15 protein-coding genes are annotated in these 16996 nt (G+C 61.2%); 13 read left to right on the plus strand and 2 right to left on the minus strand.

Annotated elements, in window-relative coordinates:
* Window positions 1-46: 46 nt before the first annotated feature.
* The 10 genes from glpK to QMK47_RS22695 all read left to right on the plus strand — a co-directional run bounded on the left by glpK (window position 47) and on the right by QMK47_RS22695 (window position 11690).
* Complete coding sequence (glpK, locus tag QMK47_RS22650; RefSeq protein WP_057452514.1) at window positions 47-1552, plus strand: glycerol kinase GlpK; 1506 nt, start codon at window positions 47-49, stop codon at window positions 1550-1552.
* A gap of 85 nt (window positions 1553-1637) precedes the next feature.
* Window positions 1638-2393, plus strand: a complete 756-nt coding sequence (locus QMK47_RS22655; RefSeq protein ID WP_003204973.1) for a DeoR/GlpR family transcriptional regulator — start codon at window positions 1638-1640, stop codon at window positions 2391-2393.
* Window positions 2394-2703: 310 nt separating this feature from the next.
* Window positions 2704-4242, plus strand: a complete 1539-nt coding sequence (gene glpD / locus QMK47_RS22660) for a glycerol-3-phosphate dehydrogenase (protein WP_320389366.1) — start codon at window positions 2704-2706, stop codon at window positions 4240-4242.
* A gap of 445 nt (window positions 4243-4687) precedes the next feature.
* Complete coding sequence (locus tag QMK47_RS22665) at window positions 4688-5602, plus strand: glutamate/aspartate ABC transporter substrate-binding protein (RefSeq protein ID WP_253477535.1); 915 nt, start codon at window positions 4688-4690, stop codon at window positions 5600-5602.
* A 190-nt stretch (window positions 5603-5792) separates the two neighbouring features.
* Window positions 5793-6539, plus strand: coding sequence for an amino acid ABC transporter permease (locus QMK47_RS22670; protein ID WP_212799251.1), 747 nt, complete (start codon window positions 5793-5795; stop codon window positions 6537-6539).
* Entirely contained in the window at window positions 6539-7210 is a 672-nt protein-coding gene (locus tag QMK47_RS22675; RefSeq protein ID WP_214509434.1) for an amino acid ABC transporter permease, read from the plus strand. Before QMK47_RS22670 ends, QMK47_RS22675 begins: the two co-directional genes overlap by 1 nt.
* Entirely contained in the window at window positions 7207-7941 is a 735-nt protein-coding gene (locus tag QMK47_RS22680) for an amino acid ABC transporter ATP-binding protein (RefSeq protein WP_003204983.1), read from the plus strand. Before QMK47_RS22675 ends, QMK47_RS22680 begins: the two co-directional genes overlap by 4 nt.
* Window positions 7942-8103: 162 nt before the next feature.
* A complete protein-coding gene (locus tag QMK47_RS22685; RefSeq protein ID WP_253477538.1) occupies window positions 8104-10008 on the plus strand; it encodes a sensor histidine kinase in 1905 nt (634 codons plus the stop codon).
* A complete protein-coding gene (locus QMK47_RS22690) occupies window positions 10005-11333 on the plus strand; it encodes a sigma-54 dependent transcriptional regulator (protein WP_320389367.1) in 1329 nt (442 codons plus the stop codon). Before QMK47_RS22685 ends, QMK47_RS22690 begins: the two co-directional genes overlap by 4 nt.
* A gap of 27 nt (window positions 11334-11360) precedes the next feature.
* Window positions 11361-11690, plus strand: coding sequence for a GlpM family protein (locus QMK47_RS22695; protein ID WP_320390547.1), 330 nt, complete (start codon window positions 11361-11363; stop codon window positions 11688-11690).
* Window positions 11691-11822: 132 nt separating this feature from the next.
* Here QMK47_RS22695 and QMK47_RS22700 read toward each other — a convergent pair whose 3' ends face one another.
* Both QMK47_RS22700 and QMK47_RS22705 read right to left on the minus strand, forming a co-directional pair.
* Window positions 11823-12437 (minus strand): NAD(P)-dependent oxidoreductase, encoded by a 615-nt coding sequence (locus QMK47_RS22700; protein ID WP_053181297.1) that lies wholly within the window; start codon window positions 12435-12437, stop codon window positions 11823-11825.
* A gap of 133 nt (window positions 12438-12570) precedes the next feature.
* The gene (locus QMK47_RS22705; RefSeq protein ID WP_003204993.1) at window positions 12571-13449 is read right to left on the minus strand and encodes an MBL fold metallo-hydrolase; all 879 of its coding nucleotides are present in this window, start codon (window positions 13447-13449) and stop codon (window positions 12571-12573) included.
* 114 nt (window positions 13450-13563) lie between these two features.
* Between QMK47_RS22705 and QMK47_RS22710 the strand changes: the two genes are divergently transcribed.
* The 3 genes from QMK47_RS22710 to gcvH all read left to right on the plus strand — a co-directional run bounded on the left by QMK47_RS22710 (window position 13564) and on the right by gcvH (window position 16988).
* Window positions 13564-14469: a LysR family transcriptional regulator gene (locus QMK47_RS22710; RefSeq protein WP_253477544.1), complete on the plus strand. Its 906-nt coding sequence runs from the start codon at window positions 13564-13566 to the stop codon at window positions 14467-14469.
* A 196-nt stretch (window positions 14470-14665) separates the two neighbouring features.
* Window positions 14666-16174: a sigma-54-dependent transcriptional regulator gene (locus QMK47_RS22715; RefSeq protein ID WP_018614208.1), complete on the plus strand. Its 1509-nt coding sequence runs from the start codon at window positions 14666-14668 to the stop codon at window positions 16172-16174.
* 430 nt (window positions 16175-16604) lie between these two features.
* Window positions 16605-16988: a glycine cleavage system protein GcvH gene (gene gcvH / locus QMK47_RS22720; protein WP_320389368.1), complete on the plus strand. Its 384-nt coding sequence runs from the start codon at window positions 16605-16607 to the stop codon at window positions 16986-16988.
* Window positions 16989-16996 lie beyond the last annotated feature (8 nt).

Raw genomic sequence — 16996 nt, forward strand, 5'->3', positions numbered from 1 at the left:
CCTGCACCGTGGCTTCTTCCCTAATTTACGTCCCAAGGCAATCGACATGACCGATATCCAGAACAAGAACTACATCATTGCCCTCGACCAGGGTACGACCAGCTCGCGGGCGATTATCTTCGACCGTGACGCCAACGTGGTCTGCACCGCCCAGCGCGAATTCGCCCAGCATTACCCGCAGGCCGGCTGGGTCGAACATGACCCCATGGAAATCTTCGCCACCCAGAGCGCGGTCATGGTCGAAGCCCTCGCCCAGGCCGGCCTGCACCATGACCAGGTGGCCGCCATCGGCATCACCAACCAGCGTGAAACCACCGTGGTCTGGGACAAGACCACCGGCCGGCCGATCTACAACGCCATCGTCTGGCAATGCCGCCGCAGTACCGAAATCTGCCAGCAGCTCAAGCGCGATGGCCACGAGCAATACATCAGCCAAACCACCGGCCTGGTCACCGACCCGTACTTTTCCGGCACCAAGCTCAAGTGGATCCTGGACAACGTCGAAGGCAGCCGCGAGCGTGCGCGCAACGGTGAACTGCTGTTCGGCACCGTCGACAGCTGGCTGATCTGGAAATTCACCGGCGGCAAGGTCCACGTCACCGACTACACCAACGCCTCGCGCACCATGCTCTTCAACATTCACTCGCTGGAATGGGACGCGAAGATGCTCGACATCCTCGACATCCCCCGCGAAATGCTCCCGCAAGTGAAATCGTCCTCGGAGATCTATGGCCGCACCAAGAGCGGCATCGCCATCGGCGGCATTGCCGGCGACCAGCAGGCGGCGCTTTTCGGCCAGATGTGCGTGGAGCCAGGCCAGGCGAAAAACACCTACGGCACCGGCTGTTTCCTGCTGATGAACACCGGCAGCAAGGCCGTCAAATCCAATCACGGCATGCTCACCACCATCGCCTGTGGCCCGCGCGGCGAAGTTGCCTACGCCCTGGAAGGTGCGGTCTTCAATGGCGGCTCCACGGTCCAGTGGCTGCGCGATGAGCTGAAAATCATCAACGATGCGCTGGATACCGAATACTTTGCCAACAAGGTCAAGGACAGCAACGGTGTGTACCTGGTGCCCGCCTTCACCGGCCTGGGCGCCCCGTATTGGGACCCCTATGCCCGTGGCGCGCTGTTTGGCCTGACCCGTGGCGTACGCGTCGACCACATCATTCGCGCAGCGCTGGAGTCGATTGCCTACCAGACCCGCGACGTACTCGATGCCATGCAGCAGGATTCGGGGGAACGCCTCAAGGCCCTGCGCGTGGACGGTGGCGCGGTGGCAAACAACTTCCTGATGCAGTTCCAGGCCGACATCCTGGGTACCCAGGTCGAGCGCCCGAAAATGCGTGAAACCACCGCCCTGGGTGCTGCGTATTTGGCCGGCCTGGCGTGCGGCTTCTGGGGCAGCCTGGAAGAACTGCGCGGCAAAGCGGTGATCGAGCGCGAATTCGAACCGCAACTGGACGAGCAGGCGAAGGAAAAACTCTACGCCGGCTGGCAGAAAGCGGTCAGCCGCACCCGCGATTGGGAACCCCATGAAGACGCTGAATAAAGCCTTATAAGGTTCTGAAACTGGTCGGGAGTGGATTCCTGCGGCATCATGGGCAAATTTTGTACGGCAGCCCAAAGGAAGCCCCATGAATCTGCCTCCCCGCCAACAGCAAATCCTCGAACTGGTCCGCGAACGCGGCTATGTCAGCATCGAGGAAATGGCGCAGCTATTCGTCGTCACCCCGCAAACCATTCGCCGCGATATCAACCAACTGGCGGAAGTGAACCTGCTGCGTCGCTACCACGGCGGCGCCGCCTACGATTCAAGCGTGGAAAACACCGCCTACGCCATGCGCGCCGATCAGATGCGCGACGAGAAGCAACGCATCGCCGAAGCCATCGCCGCCCAGATCCCCGATCATGCCTCGCTGTTCATCAACATCGGCACCACCACCGAATCCATTGCCCGGGCGCTGCTCAATCACAACCATCTGAAGGTCATCACCAATAACCTGCACGTGGCTTCGATCCTCAGCGCCAAGGACGACTTCGAAGTCCTGATCGCCGGCGGCAACGTACGGCGTGACGGCGGCGTGGTGGGCCAGGCCAGCGTCGACTTCATCAACCAGTTCAAGGTCGACTTCGCCCTGGTGGGCATCAGCGGGATCGATGAAGACGGCAGCCTGCTAGACTTCGACTACCAGGAAGTGCGGGTTTCCCAAGCCATCATCGCCAACGCCCGACAAGTGCTGCTGGCGGCGGACTCCAGCAAATTCGGGCGCAACGCCATGGTCCGCCTGGGGCCCATCAGCTTGATCGACTGCCTGGTGACCGACCAGCAACCCGTGCCGGCCCTGGCGCAATTGCTGAGCCAGCACAAGATTCGGCTGGAGGTGGTCTGACCACCTCCTCAATACCCTGTGGCAAGGCTGCTGTGGGAGCATGGCTTGCCCGCGATGAAGACGACACAGTTTCTACATAGAACGAGGCGCCTGTTTCGCGAGCAAGCTTTGCTCCCACAAATCCCTCTCGCCAGCGTGCCCAGGCACCTTCTTCTTCCTTACATGTTCGAAAATTTTCCTTTCAGCTTCTCTTGATCAGTATTTTCAATCGAAGTTAACTGGCTGTTGCCGTCTTTATGGGCTAGTATTTTCGCAAATGAACATTTATGTTCGAATTCAAATATTGCGAACAAGAGCCCGAGGCTAGCCGATGCCCACTTCTACCTTGCCTACGCCCCCTCTCGCCGAGGTTTACGACATCGCCGTCATTGGTGGCGGTATCAACGGCGTGGGGATTGCCGCGGACGCTGCCGGTCGCGGTCTTTCGGTGTTCCTTTGCGAAAAGGACGACCTGGCCAGCCACACATCGTCGGCCAGCAGCAAGCTGATCCACGGTGGCCTGCGCTACCTCGAACATTATGAATTTCGCCTGGTGCGCGAAGCGCTGGCCGAGCGCGAAGTGCTGCTGACCAAGGCCCCGCACATCGTCAAGCAAATGCGCTTCGTATTGCCTCACCGCCCGCATCTGCGTCCGGCCTGGATGATCCGCGCCGGCCTGTTCCTCTACGATCACCTGGGCAAGCGTGAGCAGCTCGCCGGCTCCAAAAGCCTGAAGTTCGGTGCCGACAGCGCATTGAAAAGCGAGATCACCAAAGGTTTCGAATATTCCGACTGCTGGGTCGACGATGCGCGGCTGGTGGTACTCAACGCCATGGCCGCCCGGGAAAAAGGCGCACATATCCACACCCGCACGCGCTGCGTGAATGCCCGCCGCAGCAAAGGCCTGTGGCACTTGCACCTGGAACGTGCCGACGGCAGCCTGTTTTCGATCCGCGCCAAGGCACTGGTCAACGCTGCCGGCCCGTGGGTCGCCAAGTTCATTCGCGATGACCTGAAGCTGGAATCGCCCTACGGCATCCGCCTGATCCAGGGCAGCCACCTGATCGTGCCGAAACTCTACGAAGGCGAACATGCGCACATTCTGCAAAACGAAGACCAGCGCATCGTGTTCACCATTCCGTACCTGAACCAGTTCACCCTGATCGGCACGACTGACCGCGAATACACCGGTGACCCGGCCAAAGTGGCGATCACCGAGGGCGAAACCGATTACCTGTTGAAGGTGGTCAATGCCCACTTCAAGAAGCAGATCAGCCGCGACGATATCCTGCACAGCTATTCCGGGGTGCGTCCGCTGTGCAATGACGAATCCGACAACCCATCGGCCGTGACCCGCGACTACACCCTGGCGCTGTCGGGTGGCGGTGAAGAAGCCCCCTTGCTGTCGGTGTTCGGCGGCAAGCTGACCACCTACCGCAAACTGGCCGAATCGGCGATGGCGCAACTGGCCCCGTACTTCACCCAGATGCGTCCGAGCTGGACCGCCGTAGAGGCCCTCCCCGGTGGCGAAAACATGACCACCCCGCAGGCGCTGTGCTCGGCGATCCGCGACAAGTTCGACTGGCTGCCAACCGACATCGCCCGCCGCTGGGCCACCACCTACGGCAGCCGCACCTGGCGCATGCTCGAAGGCGTGCACAACCTGGGCGACCTGGGTGAGCACATCGGCGCCGGGCTCTATACGCGCGAAGTCGACTACCTGTGCAGCGACGAGTGGGCCGTCGATGCCCAGGACATCCTGTGGCGCCGCAGCAAGCTGGGCTTGTTCACCACCCCGGTCGAGCAGGAGAAACTGCAGCAGTACCTGGACAAGGTCGAGCACAACCGCCGCAAGATCGAAGCGGCCTGAACGCTAGCCCGCTGAACCCAAAGCCCCTGAATCCTGCGATTCAGGGGCTTTTTGCATTCTGCAATACACCGCCGCCCCCTGTGGGAGCGAGCTTGCTCGCGATGAAGCCAGCACATTCAACCTCTGTGACTGACCCACCGCTATCGCGAGCAAGCTCGCTCCCACAATGGATTGATGCGGGCCCAAAGCATTCGGTTTTCCGAACACGACCCACCAGTCAGTTCGGCTAACCGGATGAAGCAGGTCGCAAAAAACCTGAAACAAAACATTAATTACCTTTAAAAACAATGTATTACGCAGATATGACTGGCCTGGCACGAGTCATGCTCTACACTCCTGGAGACGAATGCCTGTACGCCGACACAACAGGAGCTGCCAGGCACTTCGAAGTACTCAGGGCCGACAAACCGGCCGAAATAAAAAAAACAATGTCGAGGAAACATCGATGCGTATCGTTCCCCATCTCCTGGGCGCAGCCATGGCTGCCGCTCTGATCAGCACTCCGGTTTTCGCAGCCGAACTGACCGGCACACTGAAAAAGATCAAAGAGTCCGGCGTTGTCACGCTTGGCCATCGCGACGCTTCCATTCCGTTTTCCTACATCGCGGACGCTTCCGGCAAACCGGTTGGCTACTCCCACGATATCCAGATGAAAGTCGTCGAAGCGCTGAAAAAAGACCTGGACCTGCCCAACCTGCAGGTCAAATACAACCTGGTCACCTCGCAAACCCGTATCCCGCTGGTGCAGAACGGCACCGTGGACCTGGAATGCGGCTCCACCACCAACAACGTCGAGCGTCAGCAGCAGGTTGACTTCTCCGTTGGCATTTTCGAAATCGGCACCAAGCTGCTGTCCAAGAAAGATTCCAAGTACAAGGATTTCGACGACCTCAAGGGCAAGAACGTCGTGACCACCGCCGGCACCACGTCCGAGCGCATCCTCAAGGCGATGAACGCCGACAAGCAGATGGGCATGAACGTCATCTCCGCCAAGGACCACGGCGAATCCTTCCAGATGCTGGAATCGGGTCGTGCCGTCGCGTTCATGATGGACGACGCCCTGCTGGCTGGCGAAGCCGCCAAGGCCAAGAAAGCCGATGACTGGGCCGTGACCGGTACCCCACAGTCCTACGAAATCTATGGCTGCATGGTGCGCAAAGGCGACGAGCCGTTCAAAAAGGCTGTCGATGACGCCATCAAGGCCACCTACGCTTCGGGCGAGATCAACAAGATCTACGAAAAATGGTTCATGCAACCTATCCCGCCAAAAGGCCTGAACCTGAACTTCCCGATGAGCGACGAACTCAAGGCACTGATCGCCAAGCCGACCGATAAAGCGGCTGACGACAAGAAATCCTGATTTCTGACTAACCTTATCTCCTGAAGGGGCCCGGCCCTTTCAGGGGATGGTCACTCCCTGCTGGCAAATCTGGAAACACTCGAACCGGTGGCTGTCGAGCCGATCGCGTGTGCCTGGCCTTCAAGTCGGGCGGGAACGGAGTTTCCCCAGGCGGGCATTTGTACATCGAACGATCTGAGGGGAGACCCTAATGAATTACAACTGGGACTGGAGCGTGTTCTTCAAGTCCACCGGCGTGGGCAGCGAGACCTATCTCGACTGGTACGTGTCCGGCCTGGGCTGGACCATCGCCATCGCCGTCGTAGCCTGGATCATCGCCCTGCTGCTGGGCTCGGTGCTAGGCGTCATGCGCACCGTGCCGAACCGGCTGGTGTCTGGCATCGCTACCTGCTACGTGGAACTCTTTCGTAATGTGCCGCTGCTGGTTCAGCTGTTCATCTGGTACTTCCTGGTGCCGGACCTGCTGCCCGCCGATATGCAGGAGTGGTACAAGCAGGACCTGAACCCGACCACCTCGGCCTACCTGAGCGTCGTGGTGTGCCTGGGCCTGTTCACCGCCGCCCGTGTTTGCGAACAGGTGCGTACCGGTATCCAGGCGCTACCACGCGGCCAGGAATCCGCCGCCCGTGCCATGGGCTTCAAGCTGCCGCAGATCTACTGGAACGTGCTGCTGCCCCAGGCCTATCGGATCATCATTCCGCCGCTTACCTCGGAATTCCTCAACGTCTTCAAGAACTCCTCCGTGGCCTCGCTGATCGGCCTGATGGAATTGCTCGCGCAGACCAAGCAGACCGCCGAGTTCTCCGCCAACCTGTTCGAAGCCTTCACCCTGGCCACGCTGATCTATTTCACCCTGAACATGAGCCTGATGCTGCTCATGCGCATGGTCGAGAAGAAAGTCGCGGTGCCCGGCCTGATCTCCGTGGGGGGTAAATAATGGAACTCGACTTCACTGGCATCATCCCGGCCATTCCCGGTTTGTGGAACGGCATGGTGATGACCCTCAAGCTGATGGCCTTGGGCGTGGTCGGCGGGATCATCCTCGGCACGATCCTGGCGCTGATGCGCCTGTCCCATAACAAGCTGGTCTCCAATATCGCTGGCGCCTACGTCAACTATTTCCGCTCGATCCCGCTGCTGCTGGTGATCACCTGGTTCTACCTGGCGGTACCGTTCGTGCTGCGCTGGATCACCGGCGAAGACACGCCAATCGGGGCATTCGGTTCTTGCATCGTGGCGTTCATGATGTTCGAAGCGGCGTACTTCTGCGAAATCGTCCGGGCCGGCGTGCAGTCGATTCCCAAGGGCCAGATGGGCGCCGCCCAGGCACTGGGCATGAATTACGGCCAGACCATGCGCCTGATCATCCTGCCCCAGGCGTTTCGCAAGATGACCCCGCTGCTGTTGCAACAAAGCATCATCCTGTTTCAGGACACCTCGCTGGTCTACACGGTCGGCCTGGTGGACTTCCTCAATGCTTCGCGGGCCAGTGGTGACATCATCGGCCGCTCCAATGAGTTCCTGATCATCGCAGGTCTCGTGTACTTCACCGTCAGCTTTGCCGCCTCGCAGCTGGTCAAGCGTCTGCAAAAAAGGTTCGCCGTATGATCTCTATCAAGAACATCAACAAGTGGTATGGGGACTTCCAGGTACTGACCAATTGCAGCACCGAGGTCAGCAAGGGTGAGGTGGTGGTGGTATGCGGGCCGTCGGGTTCGGGCAAGTCCACGTTGATCAAGTGCGTGAACGCCCTGGAACCGTTCCAGAAAGGCGACATCGTGGTCGATGGCACGTCCATCGCCGACCCGAAGACCAACCTGCCGAAACTGCGTTCGCGCGTGGGCATGGTGTTCCAGCATTTCGAACTGTTCCCGCACCTGACCATCACCGAAAACCTGACCATCGCGCAGATCAAGGTGCTGGGTCGCAGCAAGGAAGAAGCCACCAAGAAAGGCCTGCAACTGCTTGAGCGGGTCGGCCTCTCGGCCCACGCCCACAAGCACCCGGGCCAGCTCTCCGGCGGCCAGCAGCAGCGCGTGGCGATTGCCCGTGCCCTGGCAATGGACCCGGTGGTGATGCTGTTCGACGAGCCGACCTCGGCCCTCGACCCGGAAATGGTCAACGAAGTGCTCGACGTGATGGTGCAACTGGCCCACGAAGGCATGACCATGATGTGCGTGACCCACGAAATGGGCTTCGCCCGCAAAGTGGCGAACCGGGTGATCTTCATGGACCAGGGCCAGATCATCGAAGACTGCAAGAAAGAAGAGTTCTTCGGCGACATCAGCGCCCGCTCCGAACGCGCGCAGCATTTCCTTGAGAAAATCCTGCAGCACTAAACAACACCGCTCCCCACTGTGGGAGCGAGCTTGCTCGCGATGACTGCCTACGGATCGACCATTGTGTTGCCTGACAGTCCGCTATCGCGAGCAAGCTCGCTCCCACATAGGGATCGGAGTTGGCTTGTCGATTTGTGTAGTGGTTGACCCAAGGCTTCTGTGATGAAATGCGACCCCACCCTCTATCGCGCCGCGCCGCCATCACTCGCCGTGAAACCCCGCCTGATCCGCCATCTGTTCCTGCCGCCACTGGTCATTGCCCTGATGATCGGCCTGGGTTACCTCGGCTTCTGGATCAGCGAGCACTATGGCGTACGCGGCCTCGCCGAGAATGGCGAGCGTCAGTTGGAACTGCACGCCCGTGCGGTCGAGAGCGAGATCAGCAAGTACACCTACCTGCCCAGCCTGCTGGAGCTTGAATCAAGTGTCTCGCAACTGCTCGACGACCCGACGCCCGAGCACCGCAGGACCGTCAATGAATACCTCGAAGGCCTGAACCGTCGCAGCCGCAGCCGGGCCATCTACGTGATGGACACCACCGGCCGGGTGATGGCCACCAGCAACTGGCGCGATGTCGACAGTTACCTGGGCGAAGACCTGTCCTTCCGTGCCTACTTCCAGAATGCCGTACGCGGCCAGCCGGGGCGTTTCTACGGCATCGGCAGCACCAACGGCGAACCCGGCTACTACCTGGCCCATGGCCTGGAGCAACAAGGCAAGATCATCGGCGTCGCCGTGGTCAAGGTGCGCCTCGAAGCCCTGGAGGAACGCTGGCAGCGTGCGCGGCTGGAGGCGTTCGTCAGTGATGAGAACGGCATCATCATCCTGTCCAGCGACCCGGCGCGGCGGCTCAAGTCGGTTCGCCCCCTGAGCGACGACACCAAGGAACGCCTGGCCCGCAGCCTGCAGTACTACTGGTTCCCGCTCAATGAACTGGTGCCCCTGGCCCGGGAACGCCTGGCCGAAGGCATGGAGAAGCTGACGTTCCCGGCCAACAGCGAACTGGTGTCCGACGAGCGCGCCATCAGCTACTTGTCGCAGACCCGGCCCTTGAGCGATACACCGTGGAATTTCACCCTGCTGACCCCACTTGAAGACCTGCGTCGCCAGGCGATCAACCAAGGCATCCTGGTGGCCGTGGCCTTCGCCCTGGTGGCATTCCTGTTGATCGCCTGGAACGAACGGCGCAAGGTCATCGCCACCCGTCTCGCGGCCCGGGAAGCCTTGCAGCAAGCCAACAACCAGCTCGAGCGTCGGATTACCGAACGCACCACCGACCTGCGCGCCAGCAACGAACGACTCAAGGGCCAGATCCGCGAACGGCGGCAGGCCGAAGAGACCTTGCGCCGGGCCCAGGACGAATTGGTCCAGGCCGGTAAACTGGCGGCCATCGGGCAGATGTCCACCAGCATCGCCCACGAACTCAACCAGCCGCTGGCGGCACTGCGCACCTTGTCCGGCAATACCGTGCGCTTCCTGGAACGCGGCCAGCTGGACATCGCCAGCGCCAACCTCAAGACCATCAACGATTTGATCGACCGCATGGGCCGGATCACCGCCAGCCTGCGCGCCTTTGCCCGGCGTGGGGACGACCAGGGCCAGGCCAGCCTCGGCAAAGGTGTCGAGGCCGCGCTGCAACTGCTGGGCGCTCGTCTTGAAAGCTTGAACATCCAGATTCATTCCAGCTTCGACGACGTCCAGGTGCAAATTGACCAGACGCGCCTGGAGCAGATCCTGGTGAACCTGATCGGCAATGCCCTGGACGCCATGCAGACGCAACCCGAACCGCAGCTGTGGCTCGAAGGCCAGGCCGGCGATGGCAAATATCGCCTGCGCGTGCGGGATAACGGCCACGGTATTGACCCAGAAGCACGCAAGCATCTGTTCGAACCCTTCTTCACCACCAAACCCGGCGAACAAGGCCTGGGCCTGGGCCTGACGCTTTCCGCCAGCCTGGCCGCCGCCACGGGTGGATACCTGGGCGTCGAACACCCGGTCGAGGGCAGTGGAACCACGTTTGTCCTCAGTTTACCGTTGGTAAGCCTATTACCTGCCGAGCCGCTATGAACAACGACCTGAGCGTACTGATCGTCGAAGACGACCCCCATGTCCTGCTGGGCTGCAAGCAGGCGCTGACCCTGGAAGACATTCCCTGCATCGGCGTGGGCAGCGCCGAAGAGGCCCTGGAGCGCGTCGACGATAACTTTGCCGGCATCGTCATCAGCGACATTCGCCTGCCGGGCATCGATGGCCTGGAACTGCTGACCCGCCTCAAGGCGCGGGACCGCAGCTTGCCGGTGGTGCTGATCACCGGCCACGGCGACATCTCCATGGCCGTCGGCGCCATGCAAAAAGGCGCCTATGACTTCATGGAGAAACCCTTCTCCCCTGAACGCCTGGTGGACGTCGCCCGCCGTGCCCTGGAGCAGCGCAGCCTCGCTCGGGAAGTGTCATCGCTGCGTCGGCAATTGGCCGAACGCGATTCCCTGGAAGGCCGGATCATTGGCCGCTCACCCGCCATGCAGCACCTGCGCGCGCTGATCGCCAACGTCGCCGACACCTCGGCCAACGTGCTGATCGAAGGTGAAACCGGCACCGGCAAGGAATTGGTCGCCCGTTGCCTGCATGACTTCAGCCGACGCCACGACAAGCAGTTCGTCGCGCTGAACTGCGGCGGCCTGCCGGAGAACCTGTTCGAAAGCGAGATTTTCGGCCACGAGGCCAATGCCTTTACCGGTGCCGGCAAACGCCGGATCGGCAAGATCGAACACGCCGACGGTGGCACGCTGTTTCTCGACGAAGTGGAAAGCATGCCCCTGCCCTTGCAGATCAAGTTGCTGCGCGTGCTGCAGGAACGCACCCTCGAGCGCCTGGGCTCGAACCAGAGCGTGGCCGTGGATTGCAGGGTCATCGCCGCCACCAAGTCCGACCTGGACGAAATGGGCCGGTCCGGGCAGTTCCGCAGCGACTTGTATTACCGCCTCAACGTGGTGACCCTGGAACTGCCGCCACTGCGCGAGCGGCGCGAAGACATCCTGCAACTGTTCAAGCACTTTCTCCAGCAGTCGTCCCTGCGCTTCGACCGCACGGTGCCGGAGTTGGACAACCAGACCCTGTCGAACCTGATGAGCCACGACTGGCCGGGCAACGTACGCGAACTGCGCAACGTCGCCGAGCGTTACGCCCTGGGCCTGCCGGCGTTCAAGCGCTCCGGTGCCAGCGGCGGCAACCAGGGCCTGGCCTTCGCCGAAGCAGTCGAAGCCTTCGAGCGCAACCTGCTGGTGGACGCCCTGCAACGCAGCGGTGGCAACCTGACCCAGGCCAGCCTGGAACTGGGCATGGCCAAGACCACGCTGTTCGACAAAGTCAAAAAGTATGGCTTGAGCCATTAATCAACTGGGCGGGAAACTGTGGATCTGATTTTCAAGGCAGCGCTCGGTGCAGCCGTGGTGGTCATCCTGGCGATGCTGGCCAAGACCAGGAACTATTACATCGCCGGGCTCGTGCCGCTGTTCCCGACCTTCGTCCTGATCGCCCATTACATCGTCGGCAAGGGCCGCTCGGTGGACGACCTGAAGACCACCATCGTGTTTGGGATGTGGTCGATCATTCCGTACTTTGTCTATCTGGCAACGCTGTACGTGATGGTCGACCGCATGCGCCTGGAGGCGTCCCTGGCCGTAGCGGCGGTGGCGTGGCTGATGGCCGCGACGGTGCTGGTCAGCGCCTGGGTAAGCATCCACGGCTAATCCCTGTAGGAGCTGCCGAGCAACGCGAGGCTGCGATCTTTCCTTGGACACTTGAGTTTCTAGCGAAAGATCAAAAGATCGCAGCCTCGCGTTGCTCGACAGCTCCTACACAGTTCCTACACAAACCTGTGATCAATAACCGACGGTAAATCGCGTCCGCGAAAACTGCGGTGTTTCCACTTCATCGATCATCGCGATGGCGTAGTCGGCAAAGCTGATCCAGCTACGCCCGGCATCGTCGAACAGCAGGTGATTCTTGCCGAGGCGAAACTGCTCGGTGCGCTCGGTTTCGACGAACTCTGCCGAAGGCGAAAGGAAGGTCCAGTCCAGGTCTTGCTCCTGGCGCAGTACGTCCAGGAACAATGCTCCGGCGCTGGCTTCGGCCAGGTATTCCTCCGGGAAGCCATCGCTGTCGATCACACGAGAGCCGTCCGGAAGCAACAACGAACCGGCCCCGCCGACCACCAGCAAACGCTTGACCCCAGCGGCTTTCACCGGCGCGATGAGCTTGTCGGCCGGCACGCTGGCAAAGTGGGCCGCGCTGATCACCACATCGTGATCGGTCACCGCCGCCGTCAATGCCTCGCTGTCCAATACATCCAGTTGCTTGCTGACCACCCCGGCCCTTTCACCGATTTTCGCGGTGTTGCGGGCAATGGCCGTCACGCTGTGACCACGGCGCAGGGCTTCTTCCAGCAATTGGCTGCCGGCGCGACCGGTGGCGCCGATGATTGCGATTTTGCTCATGGTGTTCTCCAGTGATTACACATAGGGGCTATTGAAGCTGTGCTCGAAACGGGCATGACAAATCTTTTCGGTATGTACACCGTTGTGGCGAGGGAGCTTGCTCCCTCGCCACAGAAGCGCAGAATCAGGGTTGTCACCACTTCATCTCGCCCTTTGCCACCTTGGCACTGAGCTCCAGGGAACTGTCTTCACCCAGGTTCGGGTAGCGTTGCTTCATGGCTGCGATCAGCGCGGCGGAATCCTTGGCCTTGGCGGTTTCTTCATCGAAGGCCTTGATGTAGCCCGCGGTGAATGTCACCGGGGCCAGGGACCGGGCGCTTTCACCCAGGTAGTGGCCCGGGATCACGGTGTTCGGTTGCAGCTTTTCAATACCGGCGAGGGTCGCCAGCCAGTCCTTGTGGGACTGCGGCGTCTGGGTGTCAGCCATCCAGACATGAATGTTTTCGGCCACCACCACACCGCCTACCACGGCCTTGATCGATGGAATCCACACGAAACTGCGGTCCGGCTGTGGGCCATCGAGGCCGACGATCTGCAAGCGCTGGCCTTCCAGGGTCAGGCTGTCGCCCTTGAGCACCTGGGGCACGATGGCTTTGGCCGGGGCATCGGTCTTCAGGATCGGCCCCCAATATTTCAGCTTGCCGTCCATGGTCTGCTTGATGTGCGCGACAGTCGGCGCGGACGCCAGCACCTTGGCCTCGGGGAACGCGGCGGTGAGGGTTTCCAGACCAAAATAGTAGTCCGGATCGCCGTGGCTGATGTAGATCGTGGTCAATCGCTTGCCGCTGGCGCGAATTTTTTCCACCACCTGTGCGGCCTGGGTCTTGCCGAACTGGGCGTCCACCAGGATTGCCTCTTTTTCACCGCTGACTAAAACCGAAGTCACCGGAAAAACCGCCGCCGCGCCGGGGTTGTAGACGTCCAGCGTCAGGCCGGCGGCCCAGGTCTGGGCGGTGAAGGCCAGGGCGGCGGTTGCCAACAGCAGGCGCTTGAGTGGGATAAATCCGGTCATGGTGTGCTCCGTTGTCCAAAAACCCGTCAGGGGAATGAGACTGAGCTTAGTGACCTGACTCGTTTCAAAAAATGCGATGATCGAACATAGTTTGTTTCTGAAATCGGGCAGATCATGGATCGTCTACAAGCAATGCGGGTGTTCGTCACGGTGGTGGACCTGGGCAGCCAGTCGGCGGCGGCCGAGCATCTGGACCTGTCGCGGCCGGTGGTGTCGCGGTATCTGGCGGAGCTGGAGGACTGGGTCGGTGCCCGGCTGATGCACCGCACCACTCGCAAACTGAGCCTGACGGCCGCAGGCTCCGAGATCCTGCCGCGGTGCCGGCAGATGCTCGAGCTGTCCGGCGACATGCAAGCCGCCGTCAGCACTCCGGACGATGCGCCACGGGGCATGTTGCGCATCAGTGCCAGTACCTCGTTCGGCCAGGCCCAACTGGCGAGCGCCATGGCCGAATACGTCAAGCGCTACCCAGGGGTGAGCGTCGACCTGCAAATGCTCGACCGCACCGTGAACCTGGTGGATGAGCGCATCGACCTGGCGATCCGCATGAGCAACGACCTGGACCCGAACCTGATTGCCCGTCGCCTCACGGTCTGCCGCTCGGTGATCTGCGCCTCGCCACAGTACCTGCGCGAGCACCCGACACCGCTGCGCGTGGAAGACCTGAGCCGGCACAACTGCCTGACCCACTCCTACGTCGGCAAGAGCCTGTGGCATTTCGAGCAGGACGGCGAGCAGGTCTCGGTGCCGGTGCAAGGTAATATCAGCGCCAACGAAGCCAGCACGTTGCTTCAGGCAACGATAGCCGGTGCCGGCGTGGCCATGCTGCCCAGCTACCAGGCCGGCGCCCACATCAAGAACGGCGAACTGACCCGCCTGCTGCCCCACGCCGAACCCCGCCGGATGAACATGTACGCGGTGTACGCCTCACGCAAACACATGCCGTCGGCACTGCGCAGCCTGCTGGATTTTTTGGTGCTGAAGTTTCCCGAGATGCCGGAGTGGGATGTGGGGTTGTAGCTGCCACTTGTGAACGCCTGTGTGGGAGCGAGCTTGCTCGCGATAGCGGAGTGTCAGCCACCCATTTAATGACTGATACACCGCCATCGCGAGCAAGCTCGCTCCCACAATGGAGATCGGCGTATGACCAGGATTTCACCATTAGCCCGCCCCAAGGCATACTTGCGGCCCTCCGAGTTCCAGAACCCATCGCCCCATGCGTATCCACGTCAGTTTCATCGACCGAGTTGGCATCACCCAGGAAGTCCTGGCCTTGCTCGGTGGGCGCAATCTCAATCTGGATGCGGTGGAGATGGTGCCGCCCAACGTCTACATCGACGCCCCGACCCTCAGCCCGCAAGTACTCGACGAGTTGCGCGAGGCGCTGTTCAGCGTGCGCGGCGTGCAGGCGGTCACCGTGGTGGACATCCTGCCGGGCCAGCGTCGGCACTTGCAGCTCGACGCCTTGCTCGCGGCCATGACCGACCCGGTGCTGGCCCTGGACAGTGCCGGCAAGGTGCTGCTGGCCAACCCAGCGCTGATTGCCCTGTACGGGCGTGAACCGGCCGGGGAAAGCGTGGCCGAGCTGTTCGGTGACGAGGCCTTGCTGGACGCCTTGCTGGAGAACGGTTTTCGCTTGCCGCTGCGGGAAATCACCCTCAACGGCCAGACCTTGCTGCTGGACGCCACGCCCATCACCGATGCCGGCGCGCTGCTGACGCTGTATCAGCCGAACCGCATCGGCGAGCGCCTGTCGGCACTGCATCACGATCACGCCGAAGGTTTCGACGCGCTGCTGGGCGAATCCCCGGCGATCCGCACCCTCAAGGCCCGGGCCCAGCGGGTCGCGGCGCTGGATGCACCGCTGCTGATCCAGGGCGAAACAGGCACCGGCAAGGAACTGGTGGCCCGGGCGTGCCACGCCATCAGCGCCCGTCATGGCGCACCGTTCCTGGCCCTGAACTGCGCGGCATTGCCGGAGAACCTGGCGGAAAGCGAACTGTTCGGTTATGCCCCCGGCGCCTTCACCGGAGCGCAACGGGGTGGCAAGCCAGGGCTGATGGAGTTGGCGAACCAGGGCACGGTATTCCTCGATGAAATCGGCGAGATGTCGCCGTACCTGCAAGCCAAGCTGCTGCGCTTCCTGAACGATGGCAGCTTCCGCCGGGTGGGCGGCGACCGGGAAATCAAGGTCAACGTGCGGATCCTCAGCGCCACCCACCGCAACCTGGAGAAAATGGTCAGCGAGGGCTCGTTTCGCGAAGACCTGTTCTATCGCCTGAACGTGCTCAATGTCGAAGTCCCGCCGCTGCGGGAGCGCGGCCAGGACATCCTGCTGCTGGCGCGTTATTTCATGCAGCAGGCCTGCGCGCAGATCCAGCGCCCGGTCTGCCGCCTGGCCCCCGGCACTTACCCGGCCCTGCTGGGCAACCGCTGGCCGGGCAACGTGCGGCAATTGCAAAACGTGATCTTCCGCGCCGCGGCCATCTGCGAAAGCAGCCTGGTGGACATCGGCGACCTGGACATCGCCGGCACCTCCGTGGCGCGCCAGGGCGATGTGGAAGTCGAAAGCCTGGAACAGGCCGTGGAAAGCTTCGAGAAGCACCTGCTCGAAAGCCTCTACGTCAACTACCCCTCCACCCGCCAGCTCGCCAGCCGCCTGCAAACTTCCCACACCGCGATTGCCCATCGGTTGCGCAAGTATGGGATTTCCAACAAGCCATAAACCCGCCGCAATCCCCTTGTGGGAGCGAGCTTGCTCGCGATGACGGTAGCCCAGTCAGCCATAGGTTGGCTGACACACCGCTATCGCGAGCAAGCTCGCTCCCACAGGGGTTCTGTGTTGTGGTTGAGAATCGCGTTAAAAACGACCTCCACCTGTACTGAAAGCGCTACAGCGGAACGATATCGATACACTCATCGCTAAGCAGCGCTGCGCAAGGCTTTGATCCCACAACGATTTTTTCCAGCCTCCCAGCTGTAGCGATTTCGCTACAGCGAAGTCGGTCCAAGCTTCGACAAAACCAGTCAAACCGTTGATATGTAAGCAATTATTAACATTGGCCGCATTCTTGCTATGGGTATTAGCATTCGGCCGGGCCAAGCCCCGCGCCTTTCTTCGCGTCCACCAGACGATTCTGGCCCCAGGAGTTTCCATGAGCGAGTTGCGTTTCACTGAAGATCACGAATGGCTGCGCACCGAAGTCGACGGCAGCGTCACCGTCGGCATTACCGCTTTCGCGCAGAACGCATTGGGTGACGTGGTTTTTGTGCAACTGCCTGAATTGCAGGCCTATGAAAAAGGCGCCGAAGCCTCCACCGTGGAGTCGGTCAAGGCCGCCAGCGGTGTGTACATGCCCCTGGACGGTGAAGTGCTCGAAGTGAACGACAAACTCGACGCCAGCCCGGAGCTGGTCAACGAAGATCCGATGGGCGAAGGCTGGTTCTTCCGCTTTAAACCGATCGACGTCGACGCAGTGGCTAAGCTGTTGGATCAAGACGCCTACGATCGCCTGATCAAAGCCAACGCCCAAGCCTGAGGAGCGCC

The organism is Pseudomonas sp. P9_35 (assembly GCF_034008205.1).
Classification (GTDB): Bacteria; Pseudomonadota; Gammaproteobacteria; order Pseudomonadales; family Pseudomonadaceae; genus Aquipseudomonas; species Aquipseudomonas kilonensis.